Consider the following 14,558-nt stretch of genomic DNA (forward strand, 5'->3'; position numbering starts at 1 on the left):
GACGGCGGCGGCTGGCGGTTTGGGTTTAGAATAGGCCCCAGGCCGGCAGCCATCCGCCTCCGGCAATACGGGAGATTCTTTTTTGGTACAACGCTTGCTAGAACCGGGCGAGATCGAATCGCTCGATCACACCGCCCTGCCACGCCTGCTGCTCCCCGAAGCACGCAGTTTGTTCACCGCACGCGCCACGCGCCTGCGCCAGCTGGCGGATAACCAGGTCAAGGGCATACCGGTCGGAGAGACGCTGGCCGGTTTTCTGAAGATGATGGCGGCACTGGTGGATGCCCAGACGGCGGTGATCCGCAGCCTGCCGGCCGACACCTTCGCCCTGCCCGATGCGGCAACCATCCAGATGGCCATCGACCACCACATGCCGCCGCTGCCGGTCAGCGGCCAGCGCCCGGCCACCTGGCGACGCGTGTTCGACGCCATCCTCGATGAACTGCGACCGCTGGCGCAAAGCCAGCCACAAGTCGCGCTGGTGCTGGCCGAACTGCGCACGCTGGACAGCGTGCAGCTGGAAGGCTGCGCCGACGCCGTGCTGGCGGAGCTGACCGAAGGCGTGCATCCACTGCACGCGCCGTTCGTGGCGGCCGCGCTGCAAGTGATGTGGACCATGCGCGCGGCGCAGCTGGATGGCCGCAAGGTGCAGCCGCTGGTGACCAACACCCTGTGCCCGGTGTGCGGCGCGCATCCGGTGGCCAGCGTGATCCGCATCGGCGGACAGTCGCAGGGCTACCGCTATTTGCATTGCAGCTGCTGCTCCAGCGAGTGGCATATGGTGCGGGTGAAGTGCTCGTGCTGCGAAGGCACGGCGACGGTCGCCTACCAGAGCATCGAGCCGGAGGAAGGCGCGGCCGCGCCGGCCAACAAGGCCAACGATCCAAGCAAGGTGGCGCGCGCTGAAACCTGCGACGACTGCCATACCTACCGCAAGATCTTCAACCAGGAGCACGATCTCTACGTCGACCCGCTGGCCGACGACCTGGCAAGCCTGGCGCTGGACCTGCTGGTCGGCGAAGCCGGCTACGCCCGCGCCAGCGGCAACCCCCTGTTGTGGTTCAACGCGGAATGAGCGCGCCGACTGCCACCGAAGGCGCGATCCGCCTGCCTGCCGTGCACCTGATCCTGTCGGACGCCGGCTGCGAGGCGCTGATCGCGGAGTATGGCCGCATACAGACGCTGGAAGCCGCGCGCGCCCTGCTGGCCGAGCTGCGCGCCATGCTGCTGGCCGCCCGCGAAGGCGGCGCCGCCGCAACGATGGCCGGCGCGCAGGACACCAGCATCCCGTCCATGCTCGCCATGCTCGATACCCGTCTGCGCGAACAAAACACCTCGCCGCTGCGGCCCGTCTTCAATCTCACCGGCACCGTCCTGCACACCAACCTTGGCCGCGCTCTGCTGCCCGACAGCGCCGTGCAAGCCGTGGTGGAAGCGCTGCGCTGGCCCATGAACCTTGAATGGGACATCGACACCGGCAAGCGCGGTGACCGCGACAGCCTGATCGAAGACCTGCTGCTGGAACTGACCGGCGCCGAAGCCGCCACCATCGTCAACAACAACGCCGCCGCCGTGCTGCTGATGCTGAACACCGTCGCCCTGGGCAAAGAAGTCATCGTCTCGCGCGGCGAACTGGTGGAAATCGGCGGCGCCTTCCGCATCCCGGACGTGATGACGCGCGCCGGCGCCGTGCTGCGCGAAGTCGGCGCCACCAACCGCACGCACCTGAAGGACTACGACGAAGCAGCCGGCCCGCAAACCGCGCTGATGATGAAGGTCCACACCAGCAATTACGCCATCACCGGCTTCACCAAAAGCGTGGAACTCGACGAGCTGGCGCCACTGGCGAAGAAGCGCAACATTCCGCTGGCGGTGGACCTGGGCAGCGGCACGCTGGAGGACCTCGAACAATACGGCCTCCCGCACGAAACCACGGTGCGCGAAACCATCGGGGCCGGCGCCGACCTGGTGACCTTCAGCGGTGACAAGCTGTTGGGCGGCCCACAATGCGGCATCATCGTCGGCCGCAAGGACCTGATCGCGCAGATCAAAAAGAATCCGCTGAAGCGCGCCCTGCGCGTCGGCAAGCTGACACTGGCCGCACTGGAGCCGGTGCTCGCGCTCTACCGCGCACCGGACCTGCTGCCAGAACGCCTGACCACGCTCAAGCTGCTGACCCGCCCTGCCGCCGCCATGCGCGCGCAAGCGCAGACGCTGCTGCCGCTGTTGCAGGCCGCGCTGGGAACAGGCTACACGGTGAGCGAGGAAGCGATGATGAGCCAGATCGGCAGCGGCGCACTGCCGGTCGATCAGCTGCACAGTCTCGGTCTGGTGATACGTCCAGCCGCCGAGGGCCGCATCAGCAATGCGCTCGGTGTGCTGGAACAGCGCCTGCGCGCGCTGCCACTGCCGGTGATCGGCCGTGTGGCGCAGGATGCGCTGTGGCTGGACTTGCGTTGTCTCCAGGAGCATCAGCAGCAGCGCTTCATCGATCAACTGTCCCAGCTCTCCGCATGATCGTCGGCACCGCAGGCCATATCGACCACGGCAAGACCACGCTCACGCGCGCGCTGACGGGCGTCGATACCGATCGCCTGAAGGAAGAAAAGGCGCGCGGCATTTCCATCGAACTCGGTTACGCCTACACGCCGTTGCGCGCCGACGCGCCGGACGGTGAGATCCTCGGCGTGATCGACGTGCCGGGTCACGAGAAATTCATCCGCACCATGGCGGCTGGCGTCACCGGCATCGATGCGGCGCTGCTGGTGATCGCGGCGGACGACGGTATCATGCCGCAGACACTGGAGCACCTCGCCATTCTGCGCATGCTGGGCGTGAAGCGCGGCGCGGTGGCGCTGACCAAGATAGATCGTGCGGACTCCGTGCGGCTTGAGCAGCTGGAAGCGGAGATTCACACCCTGCTCGCGCCCACCGATTTCGCCGGCGCGCATATTTTCCGGACCAACGCCACGCAGGAAAACGACGTCGGCGTGCAGGCACTGCGCAACCACTTGACGGAGATTGCCGCCACGCTGCCGGCCAACGATGAACGGCGCCTGTTCCGGCTTGGCGTGGATCGCGTGTTCACGCTGGCGGGACAAGGCACTATCGTCACCGGCACCGCACTGGCGGGCAGCGTGCGCGTGGGCGACACATTGCAACTCGCGCCCGGTGGCCAGCAGGTGCGCGTGCGCAGCATCCACGCGCAGAACCGTGCTGCGGAGATGGGCCGCGCAGGCCAGCGCCTCGCGCTCAACCTGGCCGGCGCAGCCAAGGACGACATCGCGCGCGGCACCTGGGTCGTGGCACCCGCGCTGGCCGAATGCTCCGAGCGCGTGGACGTGGAACTGAGCCTGACGCCGGACTGCGGCCTCACGCTCAAGCCCTGGTCACCAGTACACGTGCACCTCGGCGCCGCACACCACACCGCACACGTCGTACTGCTCGACGCCGACGTGCTCGCACCCGGCCACACGGGCCGCGTGCAGCTGGTGCTGGACGCGCCGGTGCACGCCGTGCCGGGCGACCGCTTCGTGATCCGCAACGCGCAGGCCACGGCGACCATCGGCGGCGGCGTGGTGCTCGATCCTTTCGGCCCCGCACGCAAGCGCCGCAGTGCAACGCGCAACGCCTGGCTGCAGGCACTACACGACTACATCGCCAACAACGACATCAGCGCCCTGCTGGCGCGCAGTCCCCTCGGCCTGCGCAGCTCCACGCTGGTGCGCCTGTCGCAACTGCCGGCGCAGCAAATCAAAACACCAGACGGCACGCTAACAGTCAGCCTGCAAGGCGACGACACACTGCTGATCGCCTCAACCGAAGCGCAACTGCTACAGACACGCATCCTGGCCGCGCTGGCCGAATTCCACGCGCGCGCACCGGACGACGCAGGCCCCGAGCTGTGGCGCCTGAAACGCATCGTCGCACCGGACATGGAAGACCGCCTGTGGAGCCGCCTGATCGAAACGCTGCTGGCCAGCGGCGAGATCCAGCAACGCGGACGCAGCCTGCACCTGCCCGGCCACAGCGTGGAACTAAGCGCAGCCGAGCAAGCGCAAGCCGCACCGTTGCTGACATCCCTGCTGGCAGGCCGCTTCGATCCCCCCTGGGTGCGCGACCTGGCGCGCGAGCACGACGTGCCGGAAGCCGAAGTGCGGCGCCTGCTGCTCAAACTCTCAAAGACCGGAGAGCTGAATCAGATCGTGAAGGATTTGTTCTACCACCCCGCCCCGCTGGACGAACTGGCGCGGCTGGTGGAATCGCTGCCCGAAGTGCAAGCCGCCTCGTTCCGCGACGCCACCGGGATCGGGCGCAAGCGAGCCATACAGATATTGGAGTTCTTCGACCGCGTCGGCTATACTCGGCGGGTCGGCGGCGTCCACCTGATCCGCCCGAACGCCGCCTGGTCATACAGCGGCAAATAATCAAAGGAAGGCATACTCATCCGGTGATGGGGCCGGGCTTCAAACCCGGTGGGGGGCGTCAGACGCTCCCTCGTAAGTTCGACTCCTACTGCCTTCCGCCATTCACCGTCACCGCAACCAGATCGACTGCCGCATCGAAAGCGGATGGGGTTTCCGCCAGCAGGGACCATAGCCGATTGTGTTCGGCGCCCTGGACGATGTGCAGCTGGCGCGATTGGGCGCTAGTCGCGGCGGCGACCAGGCGTTCGGATATCTCCAGCGGGATGGTGGCGTCGTGCTCGGCGTGGATGACCAGCAGCCGGCCTTCGAAGCGCGACAAGATTTCCCATGCATCGCTGTCAGCCCAGCTGCGCTCGCGGCGAATGATGGCCGAGAACTCCGGCCCGAACGGCACCTCGTACGCCGACGGCGTGTACACGCCGGGCACAATCAACACCAGCGCATCGACCCGATGCTGCTGCGTCAAGCGGATGGCGTTGTACGCGCCCATGCTGGAACCTACGATAACCAGCGGCTCCGGCAGCGGCCGCGCCGCCAGCACCGCCTGCGCCTGGCGCGTGCGGCTGGCCACCGACGATTGCGCGAACGTGCCGCCCGTCTCGCCATGGCCGATGGCATCGAAGCACACGCTGCCCAGTCCACGCTGCTGCAACGCCGACCGCAACATGTGGTGGCCGCGCCGCGTGCTGCCGCCGGCGCCGTGCAAATACAGGATGCGATTGCTGTCGCGACCCACATAGTGGTCCGCCTTCAGCACCTCGCCGTCATACGGCGCATCAAAGTCAATAATGGTAGTCATGCCACATTGTAAATCCAGGTAAGGACCTCTTGGGCCAGCTCAACATGAATATCATTTCAGTGATAAAATTCATTTTGGAAACTAATATTACATTTTTATAATAAACCTCCGAGACACAACTAACATCGTCAACACCCGCTGATCCACGGAGGCACTATGAAACTATCTGATATGAAGGTCGGCAACCGCCTGGCCATCGGCTTCGGCGCAACCCTGCTGCTGCTGCTGGCGGTCGCCATCGCCAGTTGGCTGAGCATCCGACAGACCGCCGCCGATACCGAAACCCTGCTCGCCCACCAGCTCAAGACCGAACGCCTGGTCAGCGGCTGGAAAGCCATCGTCGAGAATAATGTGCAGCGCGCGCTGGCCGCCGCCACCACCGGCGATGCGGCGTCGCAGAAAATGTTTGAAGACGGCATCGCCACCAATTCCCGGATCGCCGAGGCCAACCAGCGCCAGATCGTCGAACTGTTGGACGACACCCAGGCCAAGACCATCTTCGACACCGCGCTGGCCCAACGCAAGGTCTACCAGGATGCCCGCAAGCGCGTGTTCGCCGCCAAGGCCGCCGGCGACATGGAACAGACCCACCAGATCATCGAGCGCGAATTCATCCCGGCCGGTGTGCTCTACGTGAACCACATGGCCTCGCTGGTCGCGCGCCAGCAGGCGGTGATCGATGAAATCGGCGCGGGCATCCACGCCCGCAGCGGCGCTTCCGCCCTGACCATCGTCATTCTGAGCAGCGCCTCGATCGCGCTGGCGCTGTTGCTGGGCTGGTTGATCAGCCGTTCGCTGCTCAAGCAGCTCGGCGGTGAGCCGGGCTACGCTGCCGGCATCACCGACCGCATCGCCGGCGGCGACCTGACCGTGCACGTGCAACTGGCCAACGGCGACCGTTCGAGCCTGCTGTACAGCATCGCAGCCATGCGCGACCGCCTGGCCGCTATCGTCAGCGAAGTACGCAGCAGCACCGAAGCGGTGGCTACCGCCTCCGACGAAATCGCCAGCGGCAACCAGGACCTGTCCTCTCGCACCGAGCAGCAGGCCGGCTCGCTGGAAGAGACCGCGTCGTCGATGGAAGAATTGACGGCCACCGTCAAGCAGAACACCGAGTTCTCGCGCCAGGCCAACCGGCTGGCGGCCAGCGCGTCCGGCGTGGCCGTGCGCGGCGGCGAAGTGGTCGGCGGCGTGGTCACCACCATGGAGGCGATCAGCGCTTCGTCGCGCCAGATCGTCGACATCATCGGCGTGATCGACGGCATCGCGTTCCAGACCAACATCCTGGCGCTCAACGCGGCGGTGGAAGCGGCGCGCGCCGGCGAGCAGGGTCGCGGCTTTGCAGTGGTGGCGCAGGAAGTGCGCACGCTGGCGCAGCGCTCGGCCAGCGCCGCCAAGGACATCAAGCACCTGATCAACGAGTCGGTGGAGAAGATCACCACCGGCGGCGTGCTGGTGGACGAAGCCGGCAAGACCATGGATGAAGTGGTGCGCAGCATCCGCAACGTCAGCGAGATCGTCGAGCAGATCACGGCCGCCAGCGGCGAGCAGGAAGCCGGCATCGAGCAGATCAACCGCGCCATCATCGAGATGGACGGCGTGACGCAGCAGAATGCGGCGTTGGTCGAGCAGGCTTCGGCGGCGGCCGAGGCGATGCAGGGCCAGGCTTCGCATCTGGCGGAACTGGTCAGCGTATTCAAGGTGGATGGCAGCCGTGCCGCCAACGTGACGTCGATCGGCAAGCCACGCGCGCACGCCGCACCGGCGGGCCGCGCGCTGGCCATCTCGCAGCAACGCACCGGCACTTCGCGTTGAAACACCGATGATTCCCGGATGATTGTCGAGGCCGCTGAAGGTACAATGGCGGCATCACTCATCTGGGGACATATAAATGCACAAGATCGCTCTGCAAGCCGCCGCCATCGGCATTGCGTTCGCCTCCTTCGCCGCCCACGCGGCTCCGGCACAGACTGCCGAACAACTGTATCAAGCCAATTGCGCCGCCTGCCATGGCGTCAAGATGGAAGGCGCGGTCGGCCCGACGCTGGGCCAGCACGCCTGGATCCACGGTGCGCCGACCAAGGCCAATCTCATCAAGGTCATCAGCAAGGGTGTGCCGGAGAAGAATATGCCGGCATGGTCGCCCGCATTGAGCGCACAGCAGATTTCGATGCTCGCCACTTACATCGCGGCCAACGCCGACAAGAAGCTGGCCGCCGCGCCGGCTGCTGCCCCTGCCGCCAAACCTGCTGCGACCGATCTGCTGGGCGGCTTCAAGCTGCCGAAGGGCTTCCGCATCAGCGTCTACGCCGAGGGTGCGACCACCGCGCGCGCCATGGTGGTGTCCGATAGCGGCATCGTTTACGTCGGCTCGCGCAAGGCCGGCAAAATTTACGCGCTGGTGCCACGCGCCGACAAGCAGAGCGCCGACGTGGTCACCGTCGCCGAAGGCCTGGACAGCCCGATCGGCGTAACGCTGCTGAACGGCTCGCTGTATGTCGGCGAAATCAGCCGCGTGATCCGCTTCGACAATATCGACAAACGCTATGCGCAAAAGCCGTCGTATGAAGTGGTGAAGGTCAGCCTGCCGACCGACAAGTGGCACGGCGAAAAGGTCATCAAGGCCAGCCCGGACGGCAAGCTCTACATCCCGGTCGGCGCACCATGCAATATCTGCGACACCGACGACACCAAGAGCGCCAAGATCTACCGCATGAACGCGGACGGCAGCCAGCTGGAAGAAGTGGCGCGCGGCGTGCGCAACACGGTGGGTTTCGCCTTCCATCCAACCAGCAAGCAGCTGTGGTTCACCGATAACGGCCGCGACGAACTGGGCGACAACACGCCATCGTGTGAGTTGAACGTGCTGACCAAGGTCGGCCAGCACTTCGGCTTCCCTTACTGTCACGGCGGCGTGGTGCCGGACCCGGAATTCGGCAAGGGCCGCAGCTGCGAGGAGTTTGTGGAGCCGGTCGCCAAGCTGGGCCCGCACGTGGCGCCGCTGGGCCTGAGCTTCTACACCGGCAAGCAGTTCCCTGAAGCCTACCGCAACAACCTCTTCGTGGCCGAGCATGGTTCGTGGAACCGCAGCACCAAGATTGGTTACACGGTGCGTTTCGTTTCGGTGTTGAACAACAAGCTGGTGAGCGACACCGCCTTCATCGACGGCTTCCTGCGCGGCGAAGAAGTGGTGGGCCGTCCGGTCGACGTCATCACTTTGGCCGACGGCTCGCTGCTGGTCTCCGACGACTACGCCGGCCGCATCTTCCGTGTGACTTACGACGGCAAGTAATCCAGCGCCAGCACTTGCTCAAGACTCCAGATGCGAGTCTTGGGCAGGTCGGTCATTCCCGCCTGCAAAATGACGGCGCTGAGCGCGTCGGCCCATACCTCTTCATTCCATTCAGGATCATCGAGCAGGTGCTGCAGGCTGGGCATCTTCCGCAGCAGTTTTGCTATCCGCTCGCGCTGTTCGCGGATAGTGTGTTGCCAGCTTGAGCCGCGCCGCTCGGGCTGATACTTCCACTTCAACAAATGCGCCATGAGGATCGCCATCCGATGCGCCAGCTGATGGCGATGGCTGATGTTCATGTCCTCGATCTCTTCGGCGATATGTTCGATATCGAGCAAAGCCCACTGCCCTGCGCGCAATAAGGCGACTTGCTCCGCTGCCCAAGCGGCAATGTCTGTATCGTAAGCAGTGCTCATGGCCAGTCTCCCTAATCTCATGGATAAAAATCCTGATCCAGCGCCTGACTCGGCGTCCAAGGACTGGTGTCCGGCAAGTCGAAACAATTTTCTTCGCCGATGACTTTGAGCAGCGCATCAATCCAGGCGTCCTGCAGGCATTCGGGTTCGGCAAGCATGGCTTGCATCCCGGGCGTGTCGGCCAGCATGCGGTCGATGCGCCGGCGCTGCAAGTCGATAAGCCGGCGCCACAGCAGGCATTGATTGCCCTCCTGCCGCTGCCAACGCGCCAGATGCGCCAGCAATTCGGCAAAGCGCTGCACCAGCAACTGTCGGTTGGGGATGACTGCGCCAGCAAGCTCTTCCGGCCAGAAGGCCAGCTCCTGCCTCCAGCGGGCGGGATCGTAAGACTGTGTCATCGCTCACTCCGGCCAGAAATCCTGTGACAGCACTTGCCCGATCGGCCAAGGCAATTGATCCGGCAAATCGGGCTGCCCGGTTTCAGCAAAGGTTGCCGTCCTCGCGTGACGGTATGCTGCGGCTATCCAATCGGCATCGCCCAGCAGTGCTTGCAGGCTGGGATGCTTTTGCAGGTCGAGTTCTATCGCGGAGCGCTGCTCCTTGATCGTTTTGCGCCAGCTACGGCCCCGGCGCGCAGGTTGATGAGACCATTTCAGTAAATGGGAAATCAGAACGCACAGGCGGCTTTGCAACTCCCGTTTTTCGCTCTTGCCCACATCCTCGATCTCCTCAACGATGTTGTCCATATCGAGCTGCGACCACTGGTGCGCGCGGATCAACCCTGCCTGCTGCCGGGCCCACGCAACAACGTCGTCATCGTAAAGATTGCCCATGACGTCCTCCTCAGTGGTTGGATCGAAGCGCAGCGGGAAAGTTCGAGGACAGGAATGAAAAAAGCCGCCAACGCTTGCGCGCTGGCGGCTTTCAGAGACTACTGAGCGATTACTGTGCGTTGGCGGCTGCTGCGGCTGCTTCTTCCGCTGCGGCTTTCATCGACAGTTTCAGGCGGCCGCGGTCGTCGGTTTCCAGAACCTTAACGCGCACTGCCTGGCCTTCTTTCAGGTAGTCGGCAACGGCGTTCACACGCTCGTTGGCGATTTGCGAGATGTGCAGCAGGCCATCTTTGCCTGGCATGACCTGAACGATCGCGCCGAAGTCCAGCAGCTTCAACACCACGCCGTCGTAGGTCTTGCCTACTTCAACCGATGCGGTCAGCTCTTCGATGCGGCGCTTGGCTTCCTGGCCGGCAGCAGCGTCAACCGAAGCGATGGTGACCACGCCTTCGTCGCTGATGTCGATCTGGGTGCCGGTCTCTTCGGTCAGCGCGCGAATCACAGCGCCGCCTTTGCCGATCACGTCACGGATTTTTTCCGGATTGATCTTGATGGTGATCAGGCGTGGTGCGAAGTCCGACAGTTCGGTCTTCACGGTCGGCACGGCCTTTTGCATTTCGCCCAGGATGTGCTCGCGGCCTTCTTTGGCTTGCGCCAGCGCCACTTGCATGATTTCCTTGGTGATGCCCTGGATCTTGATGTCCATCTGCAGCGCGGTGATACCGTTGCGGGTACCAGCGACCTTGAAGTCCATGTCGCCCAGGTGATCTTCGTCACCCAAAATGTCCGACAGCACAGCGAAACGGCCGCCTTCCTTGATCAGGCCCATGGCGATACCGGCCACGTGCTCTTTCATCGGCACGCCGGCATCCATCAGCGCCAGGCAGCCGCCGCAGACCGAAGCCATCGACGACGAACCGTTCGATTCGGTGATTTCCGACACCAGACGCACAGCGTAGCTGAACTCTTCCTGCGATGGCAGGGCGGCGATCAGCGCGCGCTTGGCCAGGCGGCCGTGACCGATTTCGCGGCGCTTAGGCGTACCGACGCGGCCGGTTTCGCCGGTGGCGAACGGAGGCATATTGTAGTGCAGCATGAACGGGTCGGTGAACTCGCCCATCAGCGCGTCGATCTTCTGCGCATCGCGTGCGGTGCCCAGGGTCGCTACGACCAGTGCCTGGGTTTCGCCACGGGTGAACAGGGCCGAACCGTGGGTGCGCGGCAGGACCGAGGTGCGGATCGAGATCGGACGCACGGTGCGGGTGTCGCGGCCGTCGATGCGTGGCTCGCCTTCGAGGATCTGCGAACGCACAACCTTCGATTCCATCTCGAACAGGATGTTACCGACGTCAACGCTGTCCGGTGCGGCGGCGCCGGCGGCGGCGGCTTCAGCGGCCAGGTCGGCCACCACTTGCGACGACATCGCGCGCAGTTTGTCGGTACGGGCTTGCTTGTCGCGGGTCTGGTAGGCGTCGCGGATCTTCGCTTCGGCGAAGTTGGCCACGCGGGCGATCAGCGCTTCGTCCTTGGCAGGAGCGGTCCAGACTTGCTCAGGCTTGCCGCCGTCGCGCACCAGCTCGTGGATCGCGTCGATCACGGCTTTCATTTCGGTGTGGCCGAAGACCACGGCGCCCAGCATGATTTCTTCCGACAGCTGCTGCGCTTCCGATTCCACCATCAGCACGGCGGTTTCGGTACCGGCAACGACCAGATCCATCTGCGAGGTTTTCAGTTGTTCGACGGTTGGGTTCAGAATGTACTGACCATTGGCGTAACCCACGCGGGCGGCGCCGATCGGACCGTTGAATGGCACGCCCGACACGCACAGCGCGGCCGAAGCACCGATCATCGCGGCGATGTCAGGATCGATTTCTGGGTTGACCGACAGCACGTGGATGACCACTTGCACTTCGTTCATGTAGCCCTCTGGGAACAGCGGGCGAATTGGACGGTCGATCAGGCGGGATGTCAGCGTTTCTTTTTCCGAAGGACGACCTTCACGTTTGAAGAAACCGCCCGGGATTTTACCGGCTGCGTAGGTTTTCTCCAGGTAGTCGACGGTCAGCGGGAAGAAGTCCTGGCCTGGCTTCGCGTCTTTACGCGCTACCACGGTGGCCAGGATGACGGTGTCTTCAATCGACACCATCACCGCGCCGGAGGCCTGGCGAGCGATTTCGCCAGTTTCCAGCGTGACGGTATGTTGACCGTACTGGAAGGTTTTCGTAACTTTATTAAACATGGGTAATCCCTTTCTATTTGCCGACAGATTTTCAGGGGCTGTCGTTCACCTCACCACAGATGGCCCAAAAGCCACCTTTACTGCAATCACTATGTTCCAGTTAGCAATTTTTTAACGTCTAGAAAGACAAAATGCCCGCGACAGCAAGCTGGCGCAGGCATTTGTTTAAGCCGGACGGCGCAAAAATTACTTACGCAGGCCCAGTTTAGCGATCAGATCGCGATAACGGGTTGCATCTTTGCCCTTCAGGTAGGACAGCAGGGATTTACGACGGTTAACCATCATGATCAGACCGCGACGCGAGTGGTGGTCTTTGCTGTGTGCTTTGAAGTGGCCGTTCAGTTCGTTGATACGGGCGGTCAGCAGTGCAACTTGCACTTCTGGCGAACCGGTGTCTTTGTCGCCACGGGCGTTGTCAGCGATGATCGCTGCTTTGTTGATGTTTTCTACGGTCATGATATTTACCTTTAACATGCGGTGCGCGGAGTCGTAACCCTGCCCACCGTGATTTACAATAAAACCCGGTCAGAAAGACCAGACCCGCAAGTATAGCGGAAAAAGCTCGCTGTGTATGCAATTTTTCAGGAGGGCAGCATGAAACAGTCCATCCTTTCAGCCTTGGCGGCGCTGGCCTTGGCCGCTTGCGCCAACTTCGGCGCCCCGCCGCCCCAGCCCGGCGACAGCGCCGACGCCGTGCGTGCGCGCCTGGGGCAACCCACCAATATCTACCGCAGCGGCGACGACACCCTGCTCGAATACGCTTGGGGGCCCATGGGCCAGTACACTTGGATGGCGCGGCTGGGGCCGGACGGCCGGCTGCGCTCCTATGAACAGGTGCTCACCAGCGCCAAGTTCGCTACCGTGCGGCTCGGCAAGGACGACAAGGACCGCATCCTGCGCACCTTCGGCCGGCCGGCGCAGGTCACGCATTATGCCAGCGTGGATGGCGACGTGTGGCTGTACCGCTACAAGGAGCAGGATGTGTGGAATTCCATGATGGCGGTCGAGTTCAACCGCCAGGGCGTGGTGCAAGCCATGGTCAACGGTCCGGACGAGGAACGCGAAAACCGCCGACGCTAAATGTAGCTAAAATACAAAAGAAACCCTATCTATTTTGTAGCCTGACTACTTTAAGGCTGATAATATATCAACAAAATAGATGGAGACCACTTATGCACGCCAAAGTACAAGCGGCCGCGCCCGGCCCAGCCCCAGTCAAACCTCGCCTGTCGTTCTGGGCCATCTGGAACATGAGCTTCGGCTTCCTCGGCATCCAGGCCGGCTTCGCACTCCAACAGAGCAATGTGCCGCGCATCTTTGAAACCATGGGCGCCGAGCTCGACAAGATCGGTTATCTGATGATGGCCGCGCCGCTGGCCGGCTTGCTGGTGCAGCCGATCATCGGCTACATGAGCGACCGCACCTGGGGCCGCTTCGGCCGCCGTCGTCCCTATTTCCTGATGGGTGCCATCCTCGCCACGCTGGGCATGTTCGGCATGCCGAACGCCCACGTGCTGTGGGCCGCCGCCGCCATGCTGCTGTTGCTGGACGTGGCGATCAATATTTCCATGGAGCCGTTCCGCGCCTTCGTCGGCGATCTACTGCCGAAGGAACAGCTGACCACCGGCTATGCGGTGCAGACCTTCTTCATCGGCGTCGGCGCGGTGGCCGCGTCCGCCCTGCCCTATGTGCTGCAGCACTGGTTCAACGTTTCGAACACGGCAGCCGCTGGCCAGACGCCGGATTCGGTGGTGTATGCCTTCTACATCGGCGGCGCGGTCTACCTAGGCGCGGTGCTGTGGACGGTGATTCGCACCAAGGAATATTCGCCGCAGCAACTGCATGAATTCCATCCGGAGCCGGAGCAGACGCAAGAAGCCAAGCCGAGCAGCGGCCTGCGCGGCTTCGTGCACGACTATCTGAACATGCCGAAGATCATGGTGCAGCTGTCGCTGGTGCAGTTCTTCACCTGGTTCACCTGGTTCTCGATGTGGACCTACGGCACCGCCACCGTCACCCAGCACATCTACCACGCCACCGATACCAGCTCCGCGCTGTACAACGACGGCGCCAGTTGGTGGGGCGTGTGCGGCGCGGTGTACAACGCCGCCTCGATCGCCTTCGCCTTCTTGCTGCCGTTGATCGCGCGCCGCACCAGCCGCAAGACCGCGCACGCCATCGCGCTGCTGGTCGGCGGCCTGAGCTTCCTGTCGATCTACTTCGTCGACACGCCGGGCTTGGTGTTGCTGCCGTTTGTCGGCATCGGCCTGGCTTGGGCCAGCACGCTGTCCATGCCTTACGCTATCCTGGCCGGCAAGATTCCGCCGATGAAAATGGGCATGTATATGGGCATGTTCAATACGTCGATCGTGATTCCGCAAGTGGTGTCGGGTGCCACGATGGGCTTGCTGCTGACACGCTTCTTCCACGGCAGCGCCGTCATGATGATGATGCTGGGCGGGATTTCGATGCTGCTGGCAGCGCTGCTGTCGTTGCGCATCAAGGAAGACAAGTAGACGAAAAAGTAGGAGAAGTCCCACCTTTATTGCGGG

At 63.4% G+C, this 14,558-nt stretch carries 13 protein-coding genes and 1 tRNA gene; 8 read left to right on the forward strand and 6 right to left on the reverse strand.

The genetic code is table 11. The features are described from left to right. Positions 1 to 82: 82 nt before the first annotated feature. The 4 genes from fdhE to ACXZ1M_RS04045 all read left to right on the forward strand — a co-directional run bounded on the left by fdhE (position 83) and on the right by ACXZ1M_RS04045 (position 4,528). Positions 83 to 1,075 carry a formate dehydrogenase accessory protein FdhE gene (gene fdhE, locus ACXZ1M_RS04030; RefSeq protein ID WP_459051918.1) on the forward strand — a complete coding sequence of 331 codons (993 nt, stop codon included), beginning with the start codon at positions 83 to 85 and terminating at the stop codon, positions 1,073 to 1,075. Beyond that, positions 1,072 to 2,517, forward strand: a complete 1,446-nt coding sequence (selA, locus tag ACXZ1M_RS04035; RefSeq protein WP_459051919.1) for an L-seryl-tRNA(Sec) selenium transferase — start codon at positions 1,072 to 1,074, stop codon at positions 2,515 to 2,517. Before fdhE ends, selA begins: the two co-directional genes overlap by 4 nt. After that, positions 2,514 to 4,427, forward strand: a complete 1,914-nt coding sequence (gene selB, locus ACXZ1M_RS04040; protein WP_459051920.1) for a selenocysteine-specific translation elongation factor — start codon at positions 2,514 to 2,516, stop codon at positions 4,425 to 4,427. The genes selA and selB overlap by 4 nt, the downstream gene beginning before the upstream one ends. A 5-nt stretch (positions 4,428 to 4,432) precedes the next feature. Further along, positions 4,433 to 4,528, forward strand: a tRNA-Sec gene (locus tag ACXZ1M_RS04045). On the opposite strand, the gene ACXZ1M_RS04050 is transcribed toward ACXZ1M_RS04045, so the two are convergent. Next, a complete protein-coding gene (locus ACXZ1M_RS04050; RefSeq protein ID WP_459051921.1) occupies positions 4,513 to 5,226 on the reverse strand; it encodes an alpha/beta hydrolase in 714 nt (237 codons plus the stop codon). The two genes, ACXZ1M_RS04045 and ACXZ1M_RS04050, sit on opposite strands and share 16 nt — an antisense overlap. 156 nt (positions 5,227 to 5,382) lie before the next feature. On the opposite strand from ACXZ1M_RS04050, the gene ACXZ1M_RS04055 reads away from it, so the two are divergent. Then, positions 5,383 to 7,041 (forward strand): methyl-accepting chemotaxis protein, encoded by a 1,659-nt coding sequence (locus ACXZ1M_RS04055; RefSeq protein WP_459051922.1) that lies wholly within the window; start codon positions 5,383 to 5,385, stop codon positions 7,039 to 7,041. Positions 7,042 to 7,117: 76 nt separating this feature from the next. Then, entirely contained in the window at positions 7,118 to 8,518 is a 1,401-nt protein-coding gene (locus ACXZ1M_RS04060) for a c-type cytochrome (protein ID WP_459051923.1), read from the forward strand. Here the strand turns inward: ACXZ1M_RS04060 and ACXZ1M_RS04065 are convergent. The 5 genes from ACXZ1M_RS04065 to rpsO all read right to left on the reverse strand — a co-directional run bounded on the left by ACXZ1M_RS04065 (position 8,503) and on the right by rpsO (position 12,462). Further along, complete coding sequence (locus tag ACXZ1M_RS04065) at positions 8,503 to 8,934, reverse strand: DUF29 domain-containing protein (protein ID WP_459051924.1); 432 nt, start codon at positions 8,932 to 8,934, stop codon at positions 8,503 to 8,505. The two genes, ACXZ1M_RS04060 and ACXZ1M_RS04065, sit on opposite strands and share 16 nt — an antisense overlap. A 17-nt stretch (positions 8,935 to 8,951) precedes the next feature. Further along, positions 8,952 to 9,332 (reverse strand): DUF29 family protein, encoded by a 381-nt coding sequence (locus tag ACXZ1M_RS04070; RefSeq protein ID WP_459051925.1) that lies wholly within the window; start codon positions 9,330 to 9,332, stop codon positions 8,952 to 8,954. A 3-nt stretch (positions 9,333 to 9,335) separates the two neighbouring features. Then, complete coding sequence (locus tag ACXZ1M_RS04075; protein WP_459051926.1) at positions 9,336 to 9,767, reverse strand: DUF29 domain-containing protein; 432 nt, start codon at positions 9,765 to 9,767, stop codon at positions 9,336 to 9,338. A gap of 109 nt (positions 9,768 to 9,876) precedes the next feature. Continuing rightward, the gene (gene pnp, locus ACXZ1M_RS04080) at positions 9,877 to 12,006 is read right to left on the reverse strand and encodes a polyribonucleotide nucleotidyltransferase (protein ID WP_459051927.1); all 2,130 of its coding nucleotides are present in this window, start codon (positions 12,004 to 12,006) and stop codon (positions 9,877 to 9,879) included. A 186-nt stretch (positions 12,007 to 12,192) separates the two neighbouring features. Continuing rightward, a complete protein-coding gene (rpsO, locus tag ACXZ1M_RS04085) occupies positions 12,193 to 12,462 on the reverse strand; it encodes a 30S ribosomal protein S15 (RefSeq protein WP_373988054.1) in 270 nt (89 codons plus the stop codon). Positions 12,463 to 12,600: 138 nt separating this feature from the next. Here rpsO and ACXZ1M_RS04090 point away from each other — a divergent pair, with 138 nt between their 5' ends. Both ACXZ1M_RS04090 and ACXZ1M_RS04095 read left to right on the forward strand, forming a co-directional pair. Continuing rightward, positions 12,601 to 13,086 carry a hypothetical protein gene (locus tag ACXZ1M_RS04090; RefSeq protein WP_459051928.1) on the forward strand — a complete coding sequence of 162 codons (486 nt, stop codon included), beginning with the start codon at positions 12,601 to 12,603 and terminating at the stop codon, positions 13,084 to 13,086. Between the two features lie 92 nt (positions 13,087 to 13,178). Next, entirely contained in the window at positions 13,179 to 14,522 is a 1,344-nt protein-coding gene (locus ACXZ1M_RS04095) for an MFS transporter (RefSeq protein WP_459051929.1), read from the forward strand. Positions 14,523 to 14,558 lie beyond the last annotated feature (36 nt).

Source organism: Duganella paludis, assembly GCF_054461335.1.

Bases quoted from the DNA above. Each gene is read 5' to 3' on its own strand.
- selA (WP_459051919.1), top strand. From the start codon at position 1,072: ATGAGCGCGCCGACTGCCACCGAAGGCGCGATCCGCCTGCCTGCCGTG.
- selB (WP_459051920.1), top strand. From the start codon at position 2,514: ATGATCGTCGGCACCGCAGGCCATATCGACCACGGCAAGACCACGCTC.
- ACXZ1M_RS04050 (WP_459051921.1), bottom strand. From the start codon at position 5,226: ATGACTACCATTATTGACTTTGATGCGCCGTATGACGGCGAGGTGCTG.
- ACXZ1M_RS04055 (WP_459051922.1), top strand. From the start codon at position 5,383: ATGAAACTATCTGATATGAAGGTCGGCAACCGCCTGGCCATCGGCTTC.
- ACXZ1M_RS04060 (WP_459051923.1), top strand. From the start codon at position 7,118: ATGCACAAGATCGCTCTGCAAGCCGCCGCCATCGGCATTGCGTTCGCC.
- ACXZ1M_RS04065 (WP_459051924.1), bottom strand. From the start codon at position 8,934: ATGAGCACTGCTTACGATACAGACATTGCCGCTTGGGCAGCGGAGCAA.
- ACXZ1M_RS04070 (WP_459051925.1), bottom strand. From the start codon at position 9,332: ATGACACAGTCTTACGATCCCGCCCGCTGGAGGCAGGAGCTGGCCTTC.
- ACXZ1M_RS04075 (WP_459051926.1), bottom strand. From the start codon at position 9,767: ATGGGCAATCTTTACGATGACGACGTTGTTGCGTGGGCCCGGCAGCAG.
- pnp (WP_459051927.1), bottom strand. From the start codon at position 12,006: ATGTTTAATAAAGTTACGAAAACCTTCCAGTACGGTCAACATACCGTC.
- rpsO (WP_373988054.1), bottom strand. From the start codon at position 12,462: ATGACCGTAGAAAACATCAACAAAGCAGCGATCATCGCTGACAACGCC.
- ACXZ1M_RS04090 (WP_459051928.1), top strand. From the start codon at position 12,601: ATGAAACAGTCCATCCTTTCAGCCTTGGCGGCGCTGGCCTTGGCCGCT.
- ACXZ1M_RS04095 (WP_459051929.1), top strand. From the start codon at position 13,179: ATGCACGCCAAAGTACAAGCGGCCGCGCCCGGCCCAGCCCCAGTCAAA.